Below are 23561 nucleotides of genomic sequence, written 5' to 3' on the forward strand. Positions count from 1 at the left end.
CAGTCGCCCCATACTCGCCAAATGCGATCTGTCGGACGATTACAACCTTTAACTACATATCGATCTCTGTCAACGACAAGCGCAAAACAAAATCCGCCTTCTTGAATGTAATTGCATTCATGCGTATCACAACCTCAACCTGCGACACGCTCATCGGAGAGTTCAATGCGCAATTGGAGCTTTGTGACTTTGCGAACAATTGTTTCCATTTTATTTCCATTTGTGTCTATTGCGCTCCTACTGCTGACGAACGCATCAGCCGCGAGGGCTGAGAGCCTTCTGGAATCGGTTCTAATTGTCGCTCTGGGAGGAGAAGAGTTCGAGACCAAGGACACACACATCGTCACAACACAGAATGATGTTTTCCTTCGTTCCGAAATACTGTTCCGCTCGTATAAGACCTCAACCACGGTCAACCGCATCGGGGCCTGCGTATTCGACATTGACAGCCGGGGCGCCGCTGTCGACGGCACCTTTCGGGTCGATTTCTCGCAAGCGCGGTTCGACATGGTCCGGACGGCGGAGATCCGAAACATATTCGGTAATACAATCACCGTGCTCTCATTACCTGGAGCGACGCTTTGCGTGAAGAGCGGTCAGAATTACGCCAATCCAGGAGTGACCGCAGGCAATTGCGCCGATAACTATGATATTGGCCCTGCTTCGGGTCCTGACGACTTTCACTACTTTGAGAGCAGACTCCAGCGGATCCGGAGGGAATGCAACGCTCTGTCGTTCGACAGGGACCACTACGACAACAGTGTGGCCCTGCGATAGCAGAGCGCCAGCTTGATCTTCCGTTTCGAGCCTGCAAGCGTTAACTGCGACCAGCATTAAGACATAGCTAGTCGCGATACTACCATTGGGCCAACAGCTGAAGTTGACATGAACAATAGCTCTGCTGTGCGGATTCTGGTCGTCATCCCACACTTCTTCAGGGGAACCGATCCAAACGCAACTAATCGGTCCACTCAGCCGCAAGCGCGGCGCGAGCGGCTTCACGCTCTGTCCGCAACTATCTCCTCGCTCCACCAAACGTTCGGCAGCAGCACCTATGGCCTGGATCACTTTCAACGCTCGGCATGGCAAGCCGCGCCACATATACCGCACGTTCTCGACATTGTCGTCTGCACGACCGGAAACGCCCATCTCCTCGATGAGAATCCGTATTTGCGGACTTCGTGCCGTCACCACGCCGCAGAAGTTGATCCATTATTGCTTGGCTTCGAGTGCCATCGGCTCTTAGCCAACGCCCGTGGTCGTTATGACTTCTTCTGCTACGTCGAGGATGACATCGTCGTCAGCGATCCATTGTTCTTCCGCAAGCGTACTCTGTTCGACCGACAATTCGGACCGGACGTACTGCTACAACCCAACCGTTACGAGATCAGGCCAGACGGCCCGGTGAAGAAACTCTATGTCGATTACCATCTCGCGCCCGGGCTAACGTCAACTTATCAGGACGTCGCGCGCGAACCGGAGCTGAACATGCTCTTCCTGGAGGAGACCATCGTGTTTCAGCGAACCAGTTACCCGTCCGCCGGCTGCTTCTTTCTCAACTCAGAGCAACTAGCCCGTTGGGTCGATTCGCCAGCTTTTTGTGATGGCGATGTGTCCTACTTAAGCCCCCTCGATTCGGCCGTTACCCTGTCAGTCATGAAGACGTTCCGCATCTACAAAGCGGCGTTAGATCAAGCCTGGTTTCTTGAAGTACTGCACACTTCACCGCGATGGGTCGCGAGCGCCACGCAGCTGACACGCCTCGTGCCTCGCGATGGAGCGTTGTCACCGCACCTGACCTGGACGGGCGCATAAAATGGGCGGGGCGATCGACGACGGGACTAACGCGGCTGAGATCGAGGCAGTCAAGGAACCGCGGCCGCATGCCGCCCTACAGCGGGCTATCGTCCTTTATCGGAAAGAACGGTTTGCCGAGGCCGAAGAGGTCCTCAAGCCTCTCGCGGGTAAGATCCCGCGGAATGTAGAGTTCTGGAACGTACGCGGCGTGAACTTCAAGTCTATGAGACGGTTCGAGGATGCCGTCTGGTGCTTCCGGGAGGCGCTGTCGATTGCCGCAGATCGACCGGCGGTCTGGTCAAACCTCGGGGGAGCGCTCAACGAGCTGAAGCATACGGAATCGGCCATCATCTGTCACCGGCGCGCCATCGAACTCAGACCCGACGATGCTGGGGCATTCCACAATCTCGGCTTAGCGTTGATAACGGCCGATCGGCACGGCGAGGCGCTGGCCGCCTTCGACCGCGCCGTCGCACTTCAGCCGAAAGAGCCGAAGATGCGATGGGACCGTGCGCGCAGCTATCTTCATATTGGAGATTATGCGCGCGGTTGGCCGGAATACGAGTCCAGGCTGCTAACTGGGCAACTGCCGGACCGCAAGCTGCCTGGCCGGAGGTGGGCCGGGAAGCGATACGAAGGCAAACGTCTTCTTATTGTGAGCGAGCAGGGCTTTGGCGATGCTATCTGGATCGCACGCTATCTCCCTCAGGTGAAGGCCTTGGGCGGCGAGGTCGTGATGGAGTGTCGGCCTGAACTTATCCCACTCATTGCATCAATGAATGTTGTCGATCGCCTGGTACCAAGGGCTGACCCGCTACCGGCCGCAGACTTTCATCTCTATCAATGTAGTCTTCCCGGTCTCTACACACAAAACATTTCCTCCATTCCCGCAACGCCCTACCTTCAGGCTGAGCATCGACGGTTTGGAAAATTCACCGAATTGATAGAACGCGGAAGAGGAAAGCTCCGTGTCGGTATTGTGTGGTCAGGCAGCACAACGTTCGGCGCGAATCACGATCGCGCCGTTTCACTGCGCCCGATGCTGCAATGGTTTGGGCTACCGGGAGTTCAACTCTATAGCTTGCAGAAGGGACCTCCGCGGTCGGAACTGGAAGCGCTGCCGGAAGGACCGCTGATCATCGACCTAGCACCGCAGCTCGAGGACTTCGCTGATACAGCCGCGGCGATAGCTCAACTCGACCTGGTATTGATGACGGATAGCGCCTTGGCTCACCTAGCGGGCGCGATGGGCAAACCCGTTTGGGTGCTAAGCAATTTCGTTCCGCATTGGCTTTGGCTGCTCAACAGGACCGACAGTCCTTGGTATCCATCGCTGCGTCTATTTCGTCAACGGGCATGGGGCGATTGGACAGGTGTTTTCGATAGCGCATCGGCGGAGCTGCTGAAGTGGGTCAACGCAAGAAGAGCCGGCTGAGCACAGTCAGTTAACGCCAAGACGGTCATCTATCTGATACTGGCCCATTGAGGTTGCGATCCGTCTCAGGGGATATCAATTTCGCTCAATCTCGGCGCCCCGCGAATGTCATCGAGACCGCGACCAGTCCAGGCTCGCACCTCGCGATCGAGCGCCATCGCTGCCGGACCACCACGATAAGCTTCACCAACGACGGCAGTAAATGGCTCACAATCTCGTAGCTTGGGACGTGAGCTGCTCCCGATAGCGACGATCGGCGTGTCTGTTGGCAGACCTTCCACTTTGCTTCCCTCATCCCACCCGATCAAAAGAACGCCAGCAACCCGCGTCCTTGGCCCTAGGGAAACACGCCAAACCACAGAGTCATATGTGTGCAACACGAGCACCACATCACCGGACCTGTGGACGCGCACAACGACGGGCAACTCCGCGGGGTCCTGGCCGCCAAGAATTTGTCCGCCGGTCGCGTTGTGTATCGAGACTGCTTCAATGGCGGCGTCAGTCGGAGCCGAAAGAACGCGGCACGCTCCTCGATCGTCAACCGTCATGAGTTTGCGCAACTCGCGAATATCCGAGTCTTCGCGAAAACAAAACTGATCGTCGCTAATGCGAAAGCCATCCATGTAAGCAATGCAGCCTTGAGGTGGCTTGGCATTGCCAGCCGGGTTTGTCACTCCGGCGAGAACTAGATAGTTCTTGCCGATTCCAGCCGGCAGCTCGACCGGACGAAGAACTGAGTAATCAAAACTGATTGTGAGACGGAAGTTAGGCGAGAACTTGTTCCGATAGGCTTGGCTGGCGCCATCGATCCAGCGTGTGGTTTCCTCCATCGTAGCTGGTCGAATATCACCTCGCTGCAGGAGCTGGATGAGGCCTGCTTGGGCCGGGAATGTCGTGGGATGTAGAACCTTGACAGGTGAAACAAGGCTCGCGGGATCGAGCTCGCGAAATCCTGCTGGGAATTGGTCGTACAATGCGCGCTCCTCCCCAGAGCGACGCCGGCGGGCCTGATTTGCTTCGTCTCTTCTTGACGTGATTATTCCATCCGGTAACCCCAACCGATCAGCGCTTGTGACCTCGATTTCACGATCGGGAGCCCGGCCGAACATGACGGCGAGCGCAGACCAGCGCTCCTCACGCGTCTCGCCGCCGTAGTGCCCTCGCGAATACGGGAGATGGCAATCACGAAGATTGGGAAATTCGACGCGGGCCGCTGCGATGCCGCGTACAGCTGCGGTATTGGGGCCGACTACGACGCGTCGAACGCGCTCAACGTCCCCGGTAAAGTCATATATCGCTGGAGAGGTCGTAATGAGAAACACGTCGATCGGCTTTTGACCGGGGGCGACCTCCACATACAAAATAGAACTAGGGTTCGTTTCAGAAAGCAGGACATTCGCGAGCGTCTCCCCGCCCGGAACGAACGCAACAACGAGCTCATCCTGCGTCTGGACGGGCTCAAGAGTACAGGCGGCACGCTGCTCAGGTGCAGCATTAGCGCCCGGTGTCTGCCCGAGTGCAAATGAACCCCACAGCACGGCAGGCAAAGCCAAGGTCGCGGCTAGGATTACGGCTCGCATTCCACCTCCGCTTAGCTCCTTCGCATCGGCACGTCGTGACGCAAAACGTTGAATAAACACCAAAGCGCAAACTGATGAGGCAACCGCATCTAGTCACAGATCGGAAACCATACGGCCAACATCGCTCCTCTTGTTGGCAATCACGCAACTCCGCTTTTCGCTAACAATTTAGGCGAGTCCATCGCAACCAAGGACTCTTCGAAATAGCTGATTGTTCTGACAAGGCCTTCCCGCAAGTTGATGCACGGCCGCCACGACAGCAGCTCATTCGCCAGCGAAATATCGGGTCGCCGCTGCCGTGGATCATCCTCTGGTAGCGGCAGGTAAATGATGCGCGACCGTGATCCTGTGATTTCAATCACCAAATTGGCCAACTCAAGCATCGAGAACTCGCTCGGATTTCCAACATTGACCGGACCGGTTACCTCCGCGTTGGTTGCCATCAGACGAACGAGCGCTTCGATTAGGTCGTCCACGTGACAGAACGAGCGCGTTTGCATACCGTCGCCGTAGATCGTGATGTCGCGACCGAGCAGAGCCTGGACAATAAAATTCGATACGACTCTCCCGTCGTTTGGATGCATTCGCGGGCCATACGTGTTGAAGATACGAGCGATCTTGATTTCCAAGCGATGTTGACGCCGGTAGTCGAAGAATAATGTCTCCGCACAGCGCTTGCCTTCGTCGTAGCACGAGCGAACGCCTATCGGGTTTACGTCTCCCCAATACGTCTCTGGCTGCGGATGCACACTTGGATCACCGTAAACCTCCGATGTAGAGGCCTGAAGGATCTTCGCGCGTAAGCGCTTCGCCAAACCGAGCATATTTATCGCACCGTGCACACTGGTCTTGGTCGTTTGGACCGGGTCTTGCTGATAGTGTACAGGCGACGCAGGACAAGCGAGGTTGTAGATCTCATCAACTTCCACATAAAGCGGAAACGTCACATCGTGCCGCATCAATTCGAATCGTTTGTTATCAAGTAGATGTTCGATATTGCGTCTCGTCCCTGTGAAGTAGTTGTCAACGCACAGGACCTCATCGCCGCGTTCCAATAATCGCTCGCATAGATGAGATCCAACAAAGCCTGCTCCGCCGGTCACCAAGACGCGTTTTGCAAGATGCATAGAATTGTCACCTTCGGGTCCAGTCCAACATCGTATATTTCAGCCGCAAAGCGATTCATTTGAGCGCATGTCGGCCAACGCGCACCGTTCGACGACAGCCACGGTTCTTCTGCTGAATTGTGTGAGGCGGGTATTTGTCGAAAACTAGAACAAGATTGAACTTTCATAGCCGAAGGCCTCGCTAATTCATCTCTCCCTCAAGCTCTCCTGCTTGTAGCGCAGTACCGGCGACATCAGATATTCAATGATACGCCGCGTCCCGGTCTTGATCTCGACGGTGACCGCCATGCCCGGTGTGAGGCTGACGAGCCGATCATCGATCTGCATCTTTGTGCCGTCGAGCGCGATCCGCGCCGCGTAGACCAGTAGCTGTCCGTCCGGCTCGCTCGACTCCGAGAGCGCCCCGCCGTTCTTGGTCGCGCCGGCCGCATCGGCCGGCTTGTCCTTGACGATGGCGTCCTGGGATACGCTCACGACCCTTCCTTGCAGCAAGCCGTATCGGGTGAAGTTGAAGGTATCTATCTTCACCTCCGCGGATTGCCCCGCGGTCACGAAGCCGATATCCCGGTTCGGGATCATTGCTTCGGCTTCTAGGCGGCTGTCGGCCGGCACGATGATCATCAGCTGCTGCGCCGGCGTCACTACGCCACCGATTGTATGCAGCGCTAGTTGCTGGACGGTCCCGTCGATCGGCGAACGCAGAACCTGCTCGTTCATCTTCCGCTCGGCCTTGACCAGGTCCTGCCCGAGCTCTTCGACCCTCTTCTGGGCGTCGGAGAGATCACTCAGGACTTGCCGCTCGAACCCGGATTTGGTCTGCCCGAGCTGCTGCTCCAGGGCCTGCCTGGCGGCTTCAATTTCCACCAGCTTGCGGCTCTGAACCACCCGCTCGTTCTGCTGGTCAAGCATCCGAGCTTGAGCGTCGAGGTAAGCGATCTGATTGCCATACTGGATCTGCATCGCGTCCCGGCGGATCTTTGCGGTCTGCTCAACCAGCGGCAGCGAGGCATCGATCTTGGCAATCGTCGCCGCAATGGAGTCTGCTTCCGCGCGCTTCTGCTCGATCTGACGGCTGATCGAAGCCATCTTCGCGAGCTGCTCGGTCGCCTGCGCCTGCATCGCCGCGCTGGTCCGCGCCACGCCATGCTCCGAAGCTCCGGCTGGTGGAACGATGCCTCGCGCGCCGTCCAATCGGTCAAAGTTGTCACGAAGCGCGCCCAGCCGCGCGACATCGAGCTGCGCCAGAATCAGGTCCTGTGATACCCGCCGCTGCTCAGCCTGGGTCACGGTACGATCGAGCTCGATCAGGATTTGCCCAACCGCAACCTGATCGCCATCACGGACATGAATGGCCGACACGGTCCCCGTCTCGAGCGGCTGGATCGTCTTCGACCGCCCGGTCGGCACGATCTTGCCTTGAGCCGTCGCGATGATGTCGACATGCCCGAAGGTCGCCCAAGCGATCGCGATGGCGAAAAACAGGATTATCGTGCCGCCAATAGCCCTCCCCGCCGGCGACGCTGGCGTCTCGATGATCTCGAGCGCCGCGGGTAGGAACTGGCGCGCCGTGTCAGTTCTCGACCGGCGGAATGGGACGACGTCTGCTGTCTCGTTCTTCGAGGCATCAGCCGACGACATGGAGCCCCGCCTGTATCTGGTGAAGCGTTGCGTAACGGCCAGCTTGCTTGATCAGCTCGTCGTGGGTGCCATCCTCGACCAGCCGCCCGCCCTCGATGGTGATGATCCGGTCGGCCTGGCGGACGGCCGACAGCCGGTGCGCGATGATGAAGACGGTACGTCCCGCGGAAATCCGGCGCATGTTGCGCTGGATGATGCTTTCGCTCTCATAGTCGAGCGCGCTGGTCGCCTCGTCGAGAATCAGGATTCTTGGATTGGTGACAAGCGCCCGCGCGATGGCGATCCGCTGACGCTGCCCGCCCGACAGGCTCGCGCCGCGCTCGCCCACCACCGTGTTGTAACCGTCGGGCAGCCCAAGGATGAACTCATGGGCACCGGCCAGTTCGGCCGCGGCAATGATCCGCTCCATCGGCATGCCGAGATCGGCCAGAGCGATGTTGTCCCGGATCGAGCGGTTGAAGAGCACGTTCTCCTGCAAGACAGAGCCAACCTGCCTCCGCAGCCAGGCGACGTCGGCGACCGTCAGGTCGATGCCGTCGATCAGGACCCGGCCGGCTTCCGGCACATAAAGGCGCTGCAACAGCTTGGTGAGGGTCGACTTTCCCGAGCCGGATGGCCCGACAATGCCGATCACCTGGCCGGCCGAGACCTTGAGCGAGACGTCGTGCAGGGCAAGCGGCGCATCGATGCGATACCGGAAATTGATGTGCTCGAATGTGACATTGCCCTGGATCGGCGGGAGCGCGGCGCGAGCGGCGTCGAATGTCGGCTCGGGCGTTGTATTGAGAATGTCGCCAAGCCGCGCGATCGAGACGCGCGCCTGATGGAAATCCTGCCACAGCTGCGCCAGCCGCAGGACCGGCTGGGCGACCCGCCCGGCGAGCATGTTGAAGGCAATCAGCTCGCCGACGGTGAGCTGGCCCTCGATGACCAAATGGGCTCCGAAGTAGAGCGTCAATGCCGTGACGATCTTGCTGATGAGCTGAACGCACTGGCTGGTCCAGTTGCCGAGCGACAAGACGTCGAAGCTGGAGCCGACATAGCCGGCGAGCTGCTCTTCCCAGCGCCGCTGCATCTGCGGTTCGATCGCCATCGCCTTCAAGGTCTGGATCCCGCTGACGCTCTCGACCAGGAACGCCTGGTTTTCGGCGCCGCGGTCGAACTTCCGCTCGAGCCGCTGCCGGAATATCGGGGTAACGCCGGCCGAGAGCGCGACATAGAACGGAAACGAGCCGACGACGATCCAGGCCAATAGCGGCGAGTAGTAGAACATCACCGCGAGGAACACGAAGGTGAAGGCAAGATCGATCACCAAAGTGAGCGCCGAACTGGTGAGGAAGTTGCGGATGTTTTCCAGTTCCCGGACGCGCGCCACCGAATCGCCTGCCCTCCGGGCCTCGAAATAGCCGATCGGCAATGCGATCAGGTGCCGGAACAGGCGCGCGCCGAGCTCGACATCGATCCGGTTGGTGGTGTGGGAGAATACGTATGTTCGCAATGCCCCGAGAACCGTCTCGAAGATGGAAACGGTAATGAGGCCGACGACCAGCACGTCGAGCGTCGTGAAGCCTCGATGGGTCAGCACCTTGTCGGTGACGACCTGGAAGAACAGCGGCGTGACGAGCGCAAACAGCTGCAGAAAGAACGACGCGACAAGGACTTCAGCCAATAGCCGCCGGTATTTGTGCATCGCCTGGAGGAACCAGGTGATGTCGAAGCGGCGCCCGAGATCGGCGAGTGAAGCACGCCGCGTCATCAGGATGACGGCCCCGGTCCAGCTGGCCTCGAAGTCGGCGCGCTTGATCGCCTGCGGCCGCCGCTCCAGCGGGTCCTGGATAAGAATTTCGTTCTTGGTGACCTTGCCGATGATGACGAAACTCTCGTCCCGCCGCTGAACAATGGCCGGCAGCGGCAGCCGGGTCAGCCCCGTCCAGGTCTCCTTGACCGCGCGAGCTCTCAGCTTCAGGTCCTTGGCACAACGCAGCATCTCGGTCACGCCGATGGCGTGGCCGGCGAACTGATGTGCGATCTGTGCGGGATCGACCGAGACCTGATGGAACCGGAGAAGAAGCGCAAGACATTGCAGGCCCGAATCCGGACTTAACGTTTCCATGTTTCAAATGCCACCTAAAGTCGCGCGACAACTTATCGCACCCCTTTTGTCATTTGCAACCTAGAAATGCAGCGAGACGTGCGTTGTGGGCCAGGACTCGTTCAAGGTGTGGAGAACGGATGAGCCTTTCGTTGGGAAGGCCAAGGATCCCGACTTCGATGAAGTGCGATGCTGCGGCTTACTCCCGGAAACGCACCGGAGTGCTCCAAGCGATCGATCAGATTGAACCGCCATAGCGCGCGCGAACTTCAAATTGCGAACGGCAACAGACTCGCCAAGCAAAATTGAGCTATTCGGACTATAGCGACGAAGTGCCATGATGTCTAAGTTGCTGATCAGTATGGACTAGCTGATGGTCGGCGCATCAGTCGCGGGGGTGCCCACACCTTGGAGCTTGTCGTAGACTGGTCTGGAATCCCATTGTTGGGAGTTGGAAACCCATGGCCTCCGGTGATAAAGACCTATCGGGCGTTGGAATGCTCACTGGGACCCCCGAACAAGTCCGGAAGGGACTTAGCCGCTCGCGCGCGAAACAGGTCATTGCATTGACTTTTGAGCAAGCGAGCGAAGCCTCGGTCCGAGGCGGACATAATCGCCAATCTTGCACCGATCGTCCTTAGCATCGTTGAGGGTTGCCAGCATGAAGCGTTCCGTTCGATCATCGATGCTCTCGTCCCAGAGGTCCCGCCTCCCCTGCGCAAGCTGGTCGAGGCGCGCATGACAGCAGAAGCCCACAAGGACGTCCTTGAGAGCGGTGACTGGCTGACCTCGGCACAGGTCACCAAGATGACGGGATTCAGCACCAGCAATCCCAGCGGTCGGCCGAACAAGTGGAAGAAGGCGGGGCAGATCTTCGCGGTGCGGTCGCGGGGCGTGGACTACTTCCCCGGCTACGCCTTGGATGCATCGACCGACCATCGACCAGCCAAGGGCTTGGCGGGGGTGCTGGACGTGTTTCGCGGGCGGAAGGACAACTGGGGCCTCGCCTACTGGTTCGCGTCGGTCAACGGCTTTCTTGGCGGGAAGCGGCCACAGGACTTGCTGATCGACCAGCCCCGATCGCGTCCTCGCTGCAGCAGAGGACGAGGTCGCCGGGGTGATGCATGGCTGACAAGACGGCCTGTCCTGATCTCCCATCTCAAACTTGATAAGATCTGGCCAGATACTCCCGCTCGCGCGAGTATCTTTTGTACATCGGTGAGGCGACTAACCGCGCCAGCAGCGCCAAGTTGGCATCTCGCTGATGGGCATTTGGACGCGCTCCGGGGTTCGAGGGACCACCAGAAGGTCGAGCGCGGACAGATCGGCAGCCATGAAGTCGGCCAGCCGCGCCGCCGACAGCGCTACGAACCTCCGCGAGGCCGCCGATTTCGAAATCCCCGATCCGGGCGGTGCCGGCACGTCACCCTCGGGCAGTCGGACAGCACGGCCGAACCGGCGCGTCGACACATTCATCAGCGTCAGGTTCATCGCCCAGCGACCATAGCGAGGGAGCCGGTGAAATGATCGGCCATTCCCACGCCTGGTTGATTTTGTCGCATCTCTGCGGTCAACGGATAGGTATCGTCCGGGGAAGCGATATGGAGAGAATCGATCTAGCACTCCTTTCAGAGGTTGGCGGTTGCCCGCATGCACTGCGGCGTCCCGACGTGGGATTCGAAGCTAGAGGCATCTTTACCCATCAGATTGCTGGATATGGCGAGGTTGTCTGCAACAGGGCAGGCATCGTCGAACCGATCACGTTCTCGCTGTTTAGACGCGTCAGCGAAGAGGGGCCGGAGCTCGAAGGGTGGATCCGAACTGCCGTCGAAGGCGCTTTTTTGGCACTGCTTGCCAGGCTCGACATTGCTTTACGCGAGACGGCGAAACTTGTGGACGACGTGCGGCGACCTTGGGCCGAGCGGGTGCTGAGTCAACTCGTTAGCACCGGCATTGAACGATGCATTGCAGTGTACGGCCGAATGATGCGCAAGCCGCACTTGCCAGAGTCTTGGCCAGCAAGTTCGGCACGCAATTTCTACGTCGACGAGAGCGGAAATTCGGGCGATCTTGCAAATGCAGATCGCGCATTTGATTTCGGACAGCAACCGGTGTTCGCCCTCGTTGGCATTGATGATGATGATGCTCTTGCAGTCGAGTTTGACCGACTTCGCGCGCGCCATCGCATCAGGAGTCGCGAGGTCAAATCCTCTGCCTTGAAGAACAAGCCAGGTTTCGTCACTGACCTTGATTGCGCATCTTCGAGAGCATGGTTGCCCGATTTTTGTGGAGGTGGTCGACAAGCGCTTCTTTGTTTGCGCCACGATGGTTAATCATTTTGTCATCCCACCGGTTCGGGGGAATTTGACCGTCGGCCGGACGTGATTCGGATGAAGAGCGACGTAGCCGATTTTCTTCACGCCTTCATGCCCGCAACCGTCATGCGATCCTATATTGATGCCTGCACGGAGCCTTCTGTGGCTTCGACGCGGCTCGCATTCGAAGCGCTGATCGGATGGTTAGAGAACCGCATCCCCCGCGACGGGAATGCAGGTTTCGTGCTTCAGTTTGCGGTCGATAGCTTCGCTGATTTCGAAGGCGGTGCCGCAGGTTCGCAACCAAATATCCAGGGCTTCCTACCTATACCTGATTTGAGCAAGGCGGCGAAGCCATATTGGATTCTACCGAACCTGTCGTCGTTCACCAACCTCTATGCACGCATTAACCTCTTCCGTGCTAGAGAGATGAGGGGCGTTCGGATCATTCACGACGAACAACTGCAGTATGATCATATTCTTGACGAGGGCAAACGGGCGAGTGAAGACTTCGCTGAGCTGGGTCTAACGTGGCCCTTGCGGCACGCCCACTACAGCTTCGTGCAACGCGGAGAGCTTGTCTTCTCGTCGTCGGACGCTTTTGCGGGGATCCAAGCCGCTGATGTCCTAGCAGGGTGCGTGATGCGCTACGTTCAAAGTATCGTTGCCCACGCCAAACTCCCATCTCCGGAGTCAATCGGGACGTTCCGCTCGCTACTGGAATTGGCGGAGCCAGAACGCGGAACCGGGTTCAATTTCGTCGTCTCGAGCCAGGACTTGGCGCGCCTTGGCTTGCTGAACGCCTGATCTGAGGATGCTACGGAATTGACAGCCATGACGCCGTTTCGCTGGAAGAACTGCTTCGCCGATATACAAGCTTCGAAGCACGACATCACTATACGATCCTATCTTGATGACGTGATTATTCCGGCGCTGGCGACGCTCGACAGACGGATAGACGAGTTGGGGCGAAGCACCTCACCTGGACATGAATTTGCTCAGGCTGACATGCAGGCTGTGCTGCGCGAAACGAAGATGGCGTTCGCTCTCTCGATCCAATCGATCTGGGAGCGACAAATAAGAGGCTATCTGCGCGGGTGCGCCAACGAGTTGCGGCCGCGTACGTCTATGGTGAGCAAAGTCGAGAATGCGAACTGGAAGGACCTACGAAGGCTGTTCCATGACTTGCGAGGCATCGCGATCGAGTCTTTCCCAAGTTTTGATGCGCTGGATATTCTCCACCATCTTGGTAACGCTTGCCGGCACGGCGACGGTAAGTCTACCGTCGAACTTTCGCTGCGGTACCCCGATCTGTGGCCACCGGTCACGCCGCTGCCGCCGGAGTTCGGACCGCCGCCATCGAACCCGCAGCCGCTTGCAGCGATGGATATTCCCCTCAATCGGATTCGCCGTTTTGTCGATTCGATCGCAGCTTTCTGGTTGGACGCTGAGTACATCTACAATGAGAGCATCGAGCGCAAGCACCCGGGTCTCGAAGCGCGCCTCGTTCGCGAGCGGCAAGAGCGTAATTGGGTGCCACAGGCGGCTATGAAGGGCGGCTGAAGTTGGCGGATGCAGAGCTGATAAGCGCACTCGAGTCTCTATGGCGGATGCCGCCTCCGGGCCCCGAGAACTTGTTGTCAACGCCCCCGTTCGTGGCGCTGGTTGACGCATGTGAAGCTCGATACGGGGGTGGCAAGGCGAGGTTCGCGTTGAGTACCGCATTGCGGTCCTTGGGACTGCCTTACATGTTGCCGGTCGAACTGATTGGGCAAGCGGCCGAACCTCAGAGCGCAGCGACGGCTGCTCGATCAGGCATTCGCGCCGAAGACCACTCTCCGGCGGCATATGTGCCCGCTGGACCTAGCGGATGAGTTGCTTCCTCTGAGGTTTGGGCCTGCCCGCGTCGGCGCCTTCAGTGCCAAGGAGCCGATGTTTGATGCGCCGAAGTTGGCGCGCAACTTCCGGGGCAAACCTTTAGAGACGAAGCGCATCGCGCAGTTTCAATGGCTTATTGTCGAAGAAGAGGTCGAGATCGACACACGACCGGAAGCTCGCTCGGACGGGAGAGTCGTTGGGAAAAGTCAGCTCGTCGAGCCGAACAAGGCTGGGAATCGAAGCTTCCATCGAACCTCTGCAGGTAGCATTTGAGGACAATCGTCCTTTGTCGATAGGACGCGGCAGGCGTTGGAGCCGCGGCTTACGCCACTCCTCAATGCGACGAAGGCGACTCAATACAGCCCGTTGCCCCGCAGGCCCTCCGGACCTGCGGCCAGTCGCGACAGACCTGTGGCTCTTGCTCTGCATCCGCCGGTTGTAGCAGCTCGGTGAAAGCGAGTGCAAGCTAGTCGAGAAAGTCGCTCACGAGGATCAGTCTGGAGCGCACCAATCGCAGAACCGTAGCCACAAGCCGTATAGTTTCCAAAGCACCCAACTGCCCGCAATGACGACGACAAGGGCAACCGGGTTCATGATCAGTCCGAGAAGAACGAAGGCGGCAGGGATCAACCACCAAACATGAAACGTAACGTTGCCGTCGCTGTCAACAAGATGGACCTTGATGTTGCCGTCGTGGTCGAGATCGATGAATTTCGGCTTATCCTTGGTGTTCGTGCTTTCGAGTTCCCTATGGAAGTCGCGCATTCTGTCACCTGCGGGGTCAAAGGTCAGCGCGCTTCTTAATCACGTGAGGCGCTAATTCCCGTTTAAACGAAATGATACTATTTGAAAGAATAGACCCCGGTCATTGTCTCGCCCTAGCAAGGCGGCGAAGACCATGACACCGGCGCGGAGGGCCGCGACCAAAGCAAGGATGCTGTCAGCAATGCGCTAGCCGTGGGACTTGCCCCTGGCGCGGCCGGGCTTTCTCGCCGTGCTGGGCGTTGCGCACGCGATCGGCGAATTCGGTCTGGTGCTAATCCGAATGCGTCAAACGCGTTGGTGTACAGCACGTCGAAACCGGCCATACGGCACCCCGCAATTGGATCACACTCGGAACCCTCGCTGCGCTCCACTTAGCCTGGACGCGAAGGTCGGAACACGAACGACTGCGCGCTGCGTCGCTGAGCTCGGCCTCTGAATGCATGCGCCACCAAAACGCCACGCGATCAACAGTTGACCCGCGTCGGCCACGCGTCAGACGACCAGTGGTCGGTACTTTGACGAAAGCCCCGGTGCAACTAATCGACGAGGTGCGTCAGCCCATTCCGGCCAAGCCCGGCCAGCTCGAACGTTACGATTATGACTATCGTCGCAATGGCACGGTCAATCTCTTCGTTCTCCTCGACGTGCACCGTCCCTGGCGCAAGGTCAAGGTCAATGAATGCTCCATCAAGCGCGGTCATATACGCCCCCGGGACTCGAAGCGCATCATGCTCTGATTCCGAAGTGCTGCTTATCCGCGCCGTTTTCTGCTCGGGCAATTCAGATGGCTTTCTGGAATTCGCGAAGTAGTTTTCCGTTCTGGCAGATTGCAATGCCGTCGGGGCGCACTTTAAATCGAGGCGTTGCGCGGAATTGCCGAATTCGCGAGGCATTCGATGATGTGTGTAGTATGTTATGATACGTACAACTTTATCAGTCCACTCGCGTGCGATATTGCGCGCCGGCCGGCGCGACACGATGCCCTGCCGCGGCCGGAAACGCTATTGGAAGCTGCCTTTGAAGGAGTTAAGGCGTGCGAGACTAGCCGTATGGCAATTCGGGCAGATATTCAGTTTAGTTCTTTATCGCAGGGCACCTACCAGGTGGGCCGCGTCGCGCGGCGCGTAAACGGGCGACACGCGATAGTCTGACACAATGACCCATCATCGTTAATGTGGATCGAAGCGACCTAGGCGCCGCTCGAGCCAGCGACTGTAACGCGAACCACCATAGCCGATCGCGAAACAAGTCACTGCCACGATCAGAAATGCCTCCTTGTAAAACCCAATCCAGTTGGGATCAGTCGCCGCCGCCTTCGCGGCATTGAGAATGTCGACGATGCCGATGACGGCAAGTAGGGATGTCGCGAGCAGGAAGCCGATGGCTTGATTGACCAGACCCGGGATCACCATGCGGAGCGCTTGTGGCAGAATGATCAGCCGCATCCCCCGCCAATAGCCCAATCCAAGCGAGATTGCGGCCTCCTCCTGGCCAAGCGGAACGGCCTGGAGACCGCCACGCACGACCTCGGCGATATAAGCAGTCCAAAACAAGGAAATCATGATCATCGCGCGCGGCATTTTGTCGGCTAGGAGCCCAGCCGGCAGCGCCATAGGCAAGACTAACGTCGCGAAATAGAGTATCGCGACCATCGGTATGGCTCGCATGAACTCGATGTAGCCAATCGCGAGCAGCCGGATCGCGCGCATCCTGGATCGCCGTGCGAGCGACAGCAGGATTGCGAACGGCACCGAAACGGCAAAGCAGACCGCCCAAACCAGCAGGGTCACAGGTAGCCCGCCCCACTGATTCGTCGAAACTCGCGACTGCCCAGGGACGCCGGCCATCAACAGCCAGCACAAGAGAATAACGATTGGCCAGCCGACAATAAGCTCACGTTGCCAGAAACGCGGCATGGCCGTAATAGCCAGCAAGGTAGCGAGCAGGAGACATACGAGCGCCGGGCGCCATTCGAGTTGGACCGGATAAAACGCGAAGACGATGAAGCGCAGCTTTGCTGCGACGAATGCCCAGCACGCGCCCTCATGTGCCAGACAATCCGCCGAAGTTCCGTGCCAAGTCGCGTCAAAGACCAGCCAACGCAATAGCGGCGGCAGAAGCCATAAGACGAGCAGACCCACAATGACCGTAATGGCCGAATTCAGCCAATTTCCGAACAGACCCATCTGCAGTCGTGTCCAAAGCCGGTCCTGACCTCTCGGACGCATCGTTCGAGCCTCGGTCGTCGTCATGCCGGGCGCTCCTCGCGCAGCGCGACCCTGCTGTTGTAAAGATTCATCAATGCCGAGACGGCGAGGTTCAGGGCGAGATAGAGCAACACCACGATCAGCAGCGCTTCGAATGCCTGCCCGGTCGTATTGGCGGTGGTGTTGATGATATTCATGAGATCCGGATAGCCGATCGCGACGGCGAGGCTGGAGTCCTTGACGAGATCGAGGTAGTTCGAGGTCGTCAATGGCGTAATGACGCGCAAAGCTTGCGGTAGGACGACGAGCCGAATGACCTTACCGCGATGCAGTCCCAGCGCCCGTGCTGCGTCCCATTGTTCTCGGCGCACCGACAGGATGCCAGCGCGCACGATCTCCGCAATGATCGCAGAAAACTTCACAGTCAATCCGACCAGGAGCGCCGCGAATTCGGGCGTGAGGCTCAAGCCGCCTCGAATGTTGAAACCGCTGATCGCCGGCACTTCGATGCTAATCCTTGTGGCGCTTACTGCGAGCACCGCGCCGAACGCAACAATGCTCAAGAGCGACGCGGGCAGCGGAGCCCATAGCCCTGTCCTTTTCTGACGCCAGCCGCGCCGCACCAGCCAGATCCAGCCCGCAAACACAGCGGCCATACCCAGCATCGCTCCGATTGAGAGATCGCATATGATGATCGCGGGCACGTACATGCCGCGGTTGGTGAGGAAGATGGCATCGAGCAAGGTGATGGCGCGACGCGGCGGCGGCAGGGCATGGGCGAGAGCGATCCAGAAGAACAACTGCAACAACAGCGGGGTGTTGCGAACGATCTCGACATACCAGCGCGCCAAACCAGACAGCATCAGGTTGCCCGACAGCCGCGTCATGCCGAGCGCCACACCAAGGATTGTCGCCAGACAACATCCCAGCAACGAGATTTTCGCCGTGTTAAGGAGACCGACGGCTATCGCCCGTGCATAGCTATCGCCAGCACGGAAGGCAATCATGCCTTCACCGATCTCAAAATCGGCTGCGCGTTCCAGAAAGCCGAAGCCCGCTGTCACCCCGATCCGCGCCATGGTGGTCGCGATGTTGGATCCGAGCGCGCCGACGATAGCGACGACGCTGGCCACGATCAGGAGCTGCAACATCGGCCTCGGACCGAACCAGGCCGCGACCCGGCGCCGCATAGCTCGTTTCTCGGGCGCGCGCGATGTTTCGGCCGCAGTTGTCATAAGTGGCAAAATGTCAGCGGAACGGTGGCGAATACAATAGGCCACCGTTGGTCCACAGCCGGTTATAGCCGCGCTCCCAACCGAGCGGCTTGAGATGGCGATCGAAGATTTCGCCATAATTGCCGACCATCTTGATGATGTTGTAAGCCCATTTCGGATCGAGCCCGATCGATTCCGCAAGTGACGGATCGACACCGAGGAAACGCTTGATGGCCGGATCGTCTGACTTTTGGAAGCCATCGATATTCTGCGAAGTGATACCCCATTCCTCCGCCTGGATCGTCGCGTTCACCGTCCAATTGACGATCTCGAGCCAGCGGTCGTCGCCACCGGCGATCGCCGGCGCCAGCGGCTCCTTCGACAGCCGCTCCGGTAGCAGGATATAGTCGTTCGGATTCTTCAGTTGGGTGAGTTTTCCGACCAGATCCGACGAGTCCTGCGTGATCGCATCTACGCGGCCGGACTGAAGGGCCGCGACAAATTCGCTGGTATCTTCGATCGTGACCGGGGTGAATTTATGCCGGCTCTTGCGGACGAAATCCGCGATGTTCAATTCGCCGGTCGTGCCGCTCTGAACGCCGATCGTGGCGCCGTCGAGCTGAGATGCCGAAGTTACGCCGATGTCCTTGCGGACGAGAATCCCCTGCCCGTCATAGAAGATGGTCGGCCCGAAATGGAATCCGAGCTTGAACGCGCGTGTGGTCGTGACGGTCACGCCGGACAGCAAAACATCGAATTCGCCGGCCTGGAGAGCCGGCAGGCGTTGCTGCGGCGACGAACTCGTGAATTCGACCTTGTTGGCGTCACCGAAGACCGCAATCGCCAAGGCACGTCCGTAATCAATGAAGAAGCCTTGCCACCGGCCATCGTTGTCCGGCGCGAAAAACCCGGGCGTGGTGCCGACGCCGACCTTGACGAGGCCGCGCGACTTGACCCGTTCGAGCGTTGGACCGGCAGAGGCAGCTGTTGAGATCAAACTGACAGCGCCGACCAACGACGCGGCCATCCATCTATACCAGCGGGCGCGGGCGGTCATTCGGCTCTCCTCATTGATACTGCAACAACGATGGCTTAAGGGTTCCAATTGACTTAGTGCGGGACCGCCCGTCGCCGCTCGACAAGTGCCCTCACCGCACGCTCTGCGGCACGAGCAGAGCCAAAATGGCCGCCGTCAAGGCTGTCAAAGGCACGTTCGGATGAGAAGAAGCGAACACCGCGCTCTTCGCTGACAACGATGCCCGCGGCTCGATCCGATACTTCGATGACATAGGCTTGGAACATGAACGCTCAACCGCCGGACTCCGGCGCTCCTGTCTGGTTGTTGATTGGCTGGGATTTTGTCGATACGAATCAACAACAGACGCCAGTCGCCGCCGAAACGCTGCGATGCAACATGCGGCTCCGCATGTTGAACATCACGCCTCGATCGTACGTTCTCATCGCGGTGACCCTGAGCGGCACAACTTGCGTGAATATCCGGCGGAACGGCGCGATAGTCAATGAAATGGGTATCCATAGTGGGAGCGTCGGCAGCTACAGTCTTTCGCAATGGAGCGGAAGCGAGCAAAGTTCTAACCACGTCAGATCACAAGCCGCCGGAAGGGCAATGAGTTCTCGGCCAACACAAACGCAAGACTCGACGCCGATCAAAATTTGCATTGGGGAGCACAAAGCACGGCAGGGCCCGAGGCGCTCGTAGCATCAGTGGAAGTCCGCGTGGCCTCGATATCGTCGTTTGTCTAGGCAAGACTAGGTAGTTCATGCCTACGATGCCAGCCAGGTCGGCATGTTTTGGCCTGCCGACGGTCGAGCGGTTAGGTGCGATGTGGAAGCGCACGTTACCGAGATCGATGCGGTGGCGCACAGCGTCGACACAAAACACGCGTTAGAGGACCAGTTAGAGCTTATCTATCGAGGCCGTTGGATCTCCTCAGTAAGACCGCGAGCATCGGTACGATCAACAACAAGGCCAATCGGAGAGCGCCGACTACGGCGTCTTCGGGCTGAATTCCAAGTGAATATCCTTCCAATGGTATCGGTACGGTTAGCGTCGAGCCCGGCGGGGGCTCATGACGTTCGGCTTTCCGGGGAACTACCTCTCTCGCCTGAAAACTGGGGCAATGCTACCTCGCTGATCGAGGCTACGACGCCGACTGGATCAGAGAGCTTGCCACCCCGGCGGACAAGTGAACGCAGCGATCCGATCTGCTTCCCATTCAAGCAGGTTCCGGCTCGTAGGCCCGGTCGGCCTTGGCCGGCTTTAGAAGCGGGATGACCTCGCGGCCGAAGGCCGGCAATTCATCGGTGAAGTTCAGGAAGGCGCATAGGATCATGTCCACGCCGATGGCTTCATAGGCGCGGATGCGCTCGGCAATCAGCTCGGGAGGACCGAACAGACGGGTCTTGAAGCCGTCATTGGGCTGGACCAGGTTGGCATGGGTCGAATCCGCCCACATCCCGATCTTCTCGGCGGTCGATGCGCCTGCCTGCTTCACCTGTTCGGCAAAGGCCTGCACGATCTTTGGGTCGGCGCCCGCGATGATTGCTTCGAGCTGCTCGAGTGCTTCCTGCTCGGTCGGCCGCTGGATGACGAACCCGTTGAGTCCGAATTTAACCGTGCGGCCTTCTGCCTTCGCGAGCGCACGGACCTCGTCGATCTGCTGCTTGGCGCGTTCCACCGTGGTCCCATTAAGGAAATACCAATCTGAGTATTTCGCGGCCATCCGGCGCGCGGCCATGGAATTGCCGCCCTGGAAGATCTCCGGATAGGGCTGCGAGACCGGCCTCGGCTTCAACCAGGCATCGTTGATGCTGTAGAAGTCGCCTTTGAAGGTGAAGCGGTCCTGCGTCCAGAGACCCTTGAGCACCTGGATGAACTCTTCCGAGCGGCGGTAGCGTTCGTCGTGCTCCAGCCAGGGCTCGCCGAAGGCGCGGAACTCGTCCTTGAACCAGCCGGTGAGGATGTTGATGGCAAACCGCCCCTTGGAATAGACGTCGATGGTGGCGCCCACCTTCGCGATCATGGCCGGATGCCAGAAGCCGGTGTGGATCGCACTGATGAGCTTCAGCCGCTTAGTTTGAGCCGAGAGCACCGCGGTGCAGGTGATGGCCTCCTGCTGCAGCTCCCAGCCGTGGCTCGCGATGAAGCGCGCCGGCGCCAAGCCGTATTCGAAGCCAAGCTCTTCGGCCTCGCGCGCCAGGGAGGCGTTGTAGTCGAGCGTCCAATCGGTCCGCTGCGGAACGTTGCTGATGACGAAGCCGCCGCTGCCGAGCGGCATCCAATATCCGAAGCGAATGGCCATGACGCGCTGCTCCTGCTCAGACGACCAAGGTTTGAAGAGACGACGCCGCCGTTGTTCCGGGCGTTGCGGTGCCAAGGTAGAATTTGGCAACATCATCACGTTCGGCCAGCTCGGCCGCCGTACCTGACGCGGCGACTCTGCCGTTCTCAAGGACGAAACCGTGGTCGGCAAACTCAAGGACGAGATGAGCATTCTGCTCGGCCAGCAGAAAGCTGACACCCTCGTTCCTGTTGAGATCGCGGATGATGTGGAAGATCTCTTCCACAATGATAGGTGCGAGACCCATTGAGGGCTCGTCCAGCAGAACGAGAGTCGGGTGCGTCATCAACGCCCGCCCGATCGCGACCATCTGCTGCTCGCCGCCCGAGGTCAGGCCGCAACGCGCGCTGCGGCGCTGCTTGAGCCGCGGAAACCAGCTGTAGACGCGATCGAGATCGTCGGCGAGCGCGCGACGGCTTGGCCGACGCACGAACCCGCCGCTGAGCAGATTCTCCTCGACCGTGAGCTGGGGAAAGACGTGGCGGCCTTCGAGAACCTGGACCACGCCCCTGCCAACGAGATCGGCCGGGTCAAGCCGGCTGGTCACCTCGCCGCGCCACGTAATCGCGCCACGGCTCAAATGGCCGCGCTCAGATCCAAGCAGATTAGAGATTGCCTTGAGGGTCGTGGTTTTCCCGGCGCCATTGGCGCCGAGAAGAGCAACGATTGATCCCTGTTCGACCCTGAGCGACACGCCGCGCAGGGCCAGGATCGCCTGACCGTAGAGGACCTCGATGTTATCGACGTCGAGAAATTGAGAGGTGGTCATGGCGATCCCTCGGGTGGCAGATCAGTTGGTCGCGTCGCGCGGCGTGATGCCCTTTTCCCTGGCGTAGGCAGCGGCGCGCTCATAGATCAGCGGCAGCAACAGGTCCCGGTCGGACTTCACCCAGCCGTTCGACACCACGTTCCACTTCTCGCCATCCCACTGCAGCACCTTGCCGGCACCGCCACCCTCGTGGTCCTTGGCCGAGAGCTTCAGCGGCTGCTGCAGGCCCGTGGCGCCGATTTCCGAAAGACGCTTCTCGGATAGGTCGAGATGCTCGAGGCCCCACTGCGCCTCCTCGCCATTGATCGGCCGCACGCCAAAATGCGCCTGCGCCGTCCGGATCGCCTCGACCGCGACGATCGCCTCGTCGACGCCGGAATTGTAGTAGACCGAGCCGAAGCTTTTGGGATCCTTGAGATCGCTCAGCCCCTTGTCGAGGATGTACTTCTTGAGCTTCTGATGGATCTCGAAATTGGCGCCGGCGGGGAACGGCGTAATCGCCAGATAGCCCTTGCCGACCGCGCCAGCGGGACGGACGTCCTCCTCGGAGCCTGACCAGATGCCACCGATGATATGATCGACCGGGAAGCCGACCTTGGCAGCGGTCTTGATTGCGACTGGCGTCATCACACCCCAGCCGCGCAAGAACACCCAGTCGGGCTTGAGCTGGCGGATCTTGGCCCATTGCGCCGACTGTTCGTTGCCGGGATGCGGCACCGGAATCTGGATGTCTTCGAAACCGTAGGTCTTGGCAAGATGGGCGAGCGGGACCTGAGTTTCCTTGCCGTAAGGTGAATCGTGATAAACGGTCGCGATCTTGAGGCCCTTCAGCTTGTCCTTGCCGCCGACCTTCTCCGCGATGAAATTGACCGCCGACGAGGCTTCGCTCCAGAAGCTGAAGACGACGGGGAAGCTGTAGGGGAAGACGCGCCCGTCGATTGCCTCGGTGCGGCCATACGCGATCGTGACCAGCGGAATCTGGTCGGCCGCCGATTTCTCGGTCAACGCCTTCGAAATCGGATCACCGTGCGGCAGGAAGATCGGAACCGGTGATCCGTTCTTGCCCGCTTTGACGCGTTCATAGCATTCGACGCCCTTCTCGACTTCCCAATTGGTCTCGCACTCATCCCAGACGAGCTTGATGCCGTTGATGCCGCCTTCGACCTCGTTGATGTAGCGGAAATAGTCGATCTCGCCCGCCCAGACCGGAATGCCGCTCGACGCATAGGCCCCGACCCGGAAGGTCGCGAGTGGGAAGTATTGCGTTTTTGCTTCCTCCGCCGAGGCGCTGGCGGCCGCCGCCAGAACGAGCGCGGCCAGCCCAATCGCCTTGCTCATGATCCGCTTCTGCTTCCACAAAGACATCTGCTTACCCTCCATTT

The 23561-nt window shown here is 59.2% G+C and carries 19 protein-coding genes and 3 pseudogenes; 9 read left to right on the plus strand and 13 right to left on the minus strand.

Features of this window, described 5'->3' with window-relative positions:
* Positions 1–165 precede the first annotated feature (165 nt).
* The 3 genes from ACVIGB_RS25865 to ACVIGB_RS25875 all read left to right on the plus strand — a co-directional run bounded on the left by ACVIGB_RS25865 (position 166) and on the right by ACVIGB_RS25875 (position 3232).
* Entirely contained in the window at positions 166–777 is a 612-nt protein-coding gene (locus ACVIGB_RS25865; RefSeq protein WP_456720522.1) for a hypothetical protein, read from the plus strand.
* 108 nt (positions 778–885) lie between these two features.
* Complete coding sequence (locus ACVIGB_RS25870; protein ID WP_456720521.1) at positions 886–1815, plus strand: hypothetical protein; 930 nt, start codon at positions 886–888, stop codon at positions 1813–1815.
* A 1-nt stretch (position 1816) separates the two neighbouring features.
* Complete coding sequence (locus ACVIGB_RS25875) at positions 1817–3232, plus strand: tetratricopeptide repeat protein (protein ID WP_456720520.1); 1416 nt, start codon at positions 1817–1819, stop codon at positions 3230–3232.
* Positions 3233–3297: 65 nt separating this feature from the next.
* Here ACVIGB_RS25875 and ACVIGB_RS25880 read toward each other — a convergent pair whose 3' ends face one another.
* The 5 genes and pseudogenes from ACVIGB_RS25880 to ACVIGB_RS25900 all read right to left on the minus strand — a co-directional run.
* Complete coding sequence (locus tag ACVIGB_RS25880; RefSeq protein WP_456720519.1) at positions 3298–4812, minus strand: hypothetical protein; 1515 nt, start codon at positions 4810–4812, stop codon at positions 3298–3300.
* A gap of 140 nt (positions 4813–4952) precedes the next feature.
* The gene (locus ACVIGB_RS25885; RefSeq protein WP_456720518.1) at positions 4953–5939 is read right to left on the minus strand and encodes a UDP-glucuronic acid decarboxylase family protein; all 987 of its coding nucleotides are present in this window, start codon (positions 5937–5939) and stop codon (positions 4953–4955) included.
* A gap of 186 nt (positions 5940–6125) precedes the next feature.
* Positions 6126–7577 carry an HlyD family type I secretion periplasmic adaptor subunit gene (locus ACVIGB_RS25890; RefSeq protein ID WP_456720517.1) on the minus strand — a complete coding sequence of 484 codons (1452 nt, stop codon included), beginning with the start codon at positions 7575–7577 and terminating at the stop codon, positions 6126–6128.
* Positions 7564–9690, minus strand: coding sequence for a type I secretion system permease/ATPase (locus tag ACVIGB_RS25895; protein ID WP_456720516.1), 2127 nt, complete (start codon positions 9688–9690; stop codon positions 7564–7566). The genes ACVIGB_RS25890 and ACVIGB_RS25895 overlap by 14 nt, the downstream gene beginning before the upstream one ends.
* 1275 nt (positions 9691–10965) lie before the next feature.
* Positions 10966–11172: pseudogene (locus ACVIGB_RS25900) on the minus strand (IS256 family transposase); the annotation flags it as partial.
* A 20-nt stretch (positions 11173–11192) separates the two neighbouring features.
* On the opposite strand from ACVIGB_RS25900, the gene ACVIGB_RS25905 reads away from it, so the two are divergent.
* From ACVIGB_RS25905 to ACVIGB_RS25920, 4 genes are all read left to right on the plus strand, one after another.
* Positions 11193–12002 (plus strand): DUF3800 domain-containing protein, encoded by an 810-nt coding sequence (locus tag ACVIGB_RS25905; RefSeq protein ID WP_456725315.1) that lies wholly within the window; start codon positions 11193–11195, stop codon positions 12000–12002.
* A 57-nt stretch (positions 12003–12059) separates the two neighbouring features.
* Positions 12060–12791 carry a DUF3800 domain-containing protein gene (locus tag ACVIGB_RS25910; RefSeq protein ID WP_456720515.1) on the plus strand — a complete coding sequence of 244 codons (732 nt, stop codon included), beginning with the start codon at positions 12060–12062 and terminating at the stop codon, positions 12789–12791.
* 27 nt (positions 12792–12818) lie between these two features.
* Complete coding sequence (locus ACVIGB_RS25915; RefSeq protein ID WP_456720514.1) at positions 12819–13547, plus strand: hypothetical protein; 729 nt, start codon at positions 12819–12821, stop codon at positions 13545–13547.
* Between the two features lie 204 nt (positions 13548–13751).
* Positions 13752–14135 (plus strand): hypothetical protein, encoded by a 384-nt coding sequence (locus ACVIGB_RS25920; RefSeq protein WP_456749232.1) that lies wholly within the window; start codon positions 13752–13754, stop codon positions 14133–14135.
* A gap of 219 nt (positions 14136–14354) precedes the next feature.
* On the opposite strand, the gene ACVIGB_RS25925 is transcribed toward ACVIGB_RS25920, so the two are convergent.
* Positions 14355–14627, minus strand: coding sequence for a hypothetical protein (locus ACVIGB_RS25925; RefSeq protein ID WP_456720512.1), 273 nt, complete (start codon positions 14625–14627; stop codon positions 14355–14357).
* 485 nt (positions 14628–15112) lie between these two features.
* Here ACVIGB_RS25925 and ACVIGB_RS25930 point away from each other — a divergent pair.
* Positions 15113–15307, plus strand: a pseudogene (locus ACVIGB_RS25930) (IS630 family transposase); the annotation flags it as partial.
* A 489-nt stretch (positions 15308–15796) separates the two neighbouring features.
* On the opposite strand, the gene ACVIGB_RS25935 reads toward ACVIGB_RS25930, so the two are convergent.
* The 4 genes from ACVIGB_RS25935 to ACVIGB_RS25950 all read right to left on the minus strand — a co-directional run bounded on the left by ACVIGB_RS25935 (position 15797) and on the right by ACVIGB_RS25950 (position 19350).
* Positions 15797–16879: an amino acid ABC transporter permease gene (locus tag ACVIGB_RS25935; protein WP_456720511.1), complete on the minus strand. Its 1083-nt coding sequence runs from the start codon at positions 16877–16879 to the stop codon at positions 15797–15799.
* Positions 16876–17985 (minus strand): amino acid ABC transporter permease, encoded by a 1110-nt coding sequence (locus ACVIGB_RS25940; protein ID WP_456720510.1) that lies wholly within the window; start codon positions 17983–17985, stop codon positions 16876–16878. The genes ACVIGB_RS25935 and ACVIGB_RS25940 overlap by 4 nt, the downstream gene beginning before the upstream one ends.
* A 97-nt stretch (positions 17986–18082) precedes the next feature.
* Positions 18083–19075 (minus strand): amino acid ABC transporter substrate-binding protein, encoded by a 993-nt coding sequence (locus ACVIGB_RS25945; protein WP_456725079.1) that lies wholly within the window; start codon positions 19073–19075, stop codon positions 18083–18085.
* An 83-nt stretch (positions 19076–19158) separates the two neighbouring features.
* Positions 19159–19350 carry a hypothetical protein gene (locus ACVIGB_RS25950; protein WP_456720509.1) on the minus strand — a complete coding sequence of 64 codons (192 nt, stop codon included), beginning with the start codon at positions 19348–19350 and terminating at the stop codon, positions 19159–19161.
* 757 nt (positions 19351–20107) lie between these two features.
* Here ACVIGB_RS25950 and ACVIGB_RS25955 point away from each other — a divergent pair.
* Positions 20108–20281, plus strand: a pseudogene (locus tag ACVIGB_RS25955) (IS5/IS1182 family transposase); the annotation flags it as partial.
* Between the two features lie 4 nt (positions 20282–20285).
* On the opposite strand, the gene sfnG reads toward ACVIGB_RS25955, so the two are convergent.
* The 3 genes from sfnG to ACVIGB_RS25970 are packed head-to-tail and all read right to left on the minus strand — an operon-like array spanning position 20286 to position 23517.
* Positions 20286–21371: a dimethylsulfone monooxygenase SfnG gene (gene sfnG / locus ACVIGB_RS25960; RefSeq protein ID WP_456720508.1), complete on the minus strand. Its 1086-nt coding sequence runs from the start codon at positions 21369–21371 to the stop codon at positions 20286–20288.
* A gap of 16 nt (positions 21372–21387) precedes the next feature.
* Entirely contained in the window at positions 21388–22179 is a 792-nt protein-coding gene (locus ACVIGB_RS25965) for an ABC transporter ATP-binding protein (RefSeq protein ID WP_456720507.1), read from the minus strand.
* 21 nt (positions 22180–22200) lie between these two features.
* Positions 22201–23517, minus strand: a complete 1317-nt coding sequence (locus ACVIGB_RS25970; protein WP_456720506.1) for an ABC transporter substrate-binding protein — start codon at positions 23515–23517, stop codon at positions 22201–22203.
* Positions 23518–23561 lie beyond the last annotated feature (44 nt).

The sequence above is a fragment of the Bradyrhizobium sp. USDA 4341 genome, from assembly GCF_054063755.1.